Origin of the sequence: Rhizobacter sp., from assembly GCF_031412075.1 — a bacterium.
In the GTDB taxonomy this organism is placed as follows: Bacteria; Pseudomonadota; Gammaproteobacteria; order Burkholderiales; family Burkholderiaceae_C; genus Rhizobacter.
Genome location: NZ_JANOCG010000079.1, coordinates 1 through 1,789 on the forward strand (window position 1 = coordinate 1; position 1,789 = coordinate 1,789).

General features: G+C 67.2%; 2 protein-coding genes. One reads left to right on the forward strand and one right to left on the reverse strand.

Annotation, left to right across the window (positions count from 1 at the left end; translation table 11 throughout):
* On the reverse strand, positions 1–569 hold a 569-nt coding region (locus tag RMO40_RS03040), incomplete at its 3' end, for a PhoD-like phosphatase N-terminal domain-containing protein (RefSeq protein WP_309716144.1).
* A gap of 167 nt (positions 570–736) precedes the next feature.
* Here RMO40_RS03040 and RMO40_RS03045 point away from each other — a divergent pair.
* A partial coding sequence (locus RMO40_RS03045; protein WP_489660094.1) for an ATP-dependent helicase occupies positions 737–1,789 on the forward strand: 1,053 nt, incomplete at its 3' end.

Consider the following 1,789-nt stretch of genomic DNA (forward strand, 5'->3'; position numbering starts at 1 on the left):
GCGGCCTGCAGGGCCGGGTCGCCCTTGTATTGCGCGTAGCGGTTGCGGTAGTCGTCGAGCGTCTGCGTGGCGGTGCCCGCGTGGTGGCGCAGCGCCAGCGGTGGCGAGGCGTATTCGTAGATGTAGTCGCCGAGGAACAGCACCAGGTCGAGCTCTTGTGTGGCCAGGTGGCGCCAGGCGGCGTAGTGACCGTGGTCCCAACGCTGGCAGCTGGCGATGGCAAAACGCAGCGCGCTCACGTCGGCATCGGCCGCCGGTGCGGTGCGGGTGCGCCCGACCGCGCTTTGCTGGCCGAGCGCCGTGAAGCGGTACCAGTACCAGCGAGCCGGTTGCAAGCCTTGCGGCTCGGCGTGCACGCTGTGGGCCCAGGCGGCTTCGGCCTGCTCGGTGCCGCTCGCTGCGATCTTGGTGAAGGCTTCGTCGTGCGCGAGTTCCCAGCGCACGTCGACCTTGGGCGGCAGGTCGGCGCCGCTCAGGCGTGTCCACAACACCAGACGGTCGGGCTTGGGGTGGCCCGAAGCGATGCCCAGTGCAAAGCGTGGCGTGTCGGCGGCTCGTGCATGGCGCACGAAAAGCGGTGCAAGCGAGAGGCTGAGAACAACTTGGCGGCGACGGGTCGGAAGGCTCATGGCCAAGCGGTTTACCACAGCCGCCACAAAGCCTGATGACGGTGCACTGACTATCATGCGCAGCCCTTCAGAGACGCACCGTGGCCGACACCCTCAACTCCGCCCAGATGGAAGCCGTGCACCACCTCGGCGGCCCGTGCCTGGTGCTGGCCGGCGCGGGCTCGGGCAAGACGCGCGTCATCACGCACAAGATCGCGCGCCTCTTGGAAGCCGGCTACGCGCCGGGGCAGATCGCCGCCATCACCTTCACCAACAAGGCCGCGCAAGAAATGCGCGAGCGCGCCAAGGCGCTGATCGGCCCGCGCGCCGCCAAGAACTTGGTGGTCAGCACCTTCCACTCGCTGGGCGTGCGCATTCTTCGCGCAGAAGGCGAGAAGCTGGGGCTGAAGCAGCAGTTCAGCATCCTCGACAGCGACGACGTGCTGGGTGTGCTGAAAGACGCCGGCGCGACCAGCGACAACAACTTGGCGCGGCGTTGGCAATGGACCATCAGCCTGTGGAAGAACGGTGGCCTGCACAGCGACACCGTGCAGCCCGAGACCGACGACGAGCGCATCGCCCAGCAGGTGATGAAGCGCTATGAGGAGCGGCTCGCTGCCTACCAGGCGGTCGACTTCGACGACCTGATCGGCCTGCCACACAAGCTCTTGCAACGTGACACCGAGGTGCGCGCCAAATGGCAAGACACGCTGCGTTACCTGCTGGTCGACGAGTACCAGGACACGAATGCCATCCAGTACGAAATGCTCAAGTTGCTGGCCGGCGAACGCGCGATGTTCACCGCCGTGGGCGACGACGACCAGAGCATCTACGGCTGGCGCGGCGCCACCATCGACAACCTGCGCCGCCTGCCGCAGGAGTACCCGCAGCTGAAGGTGATCCCGCTGGAGCAGAACTACCGCTCCACCGGCCACATCTTGCGGGCGGCCAACGCGGTGATCGGCCACAACCCGAAACTCTTCGAGAAAAAGTTGTGGAGCGACCTGGGCGACGGCGACCCGGTGCAGGTGGTCGAGTGCGACAACGAAGAGCACGAGGCCGATCGAGTCGTGGCGCGCATCCAATCGCTCAGAGGCCAGGGCGGCGCACTGCTGGAGTCGGGGGGGCCCGGGGTCCCCCGGGAGGTGAAAAACAACGCCCGGCGCTACCGCGCCCCCCAC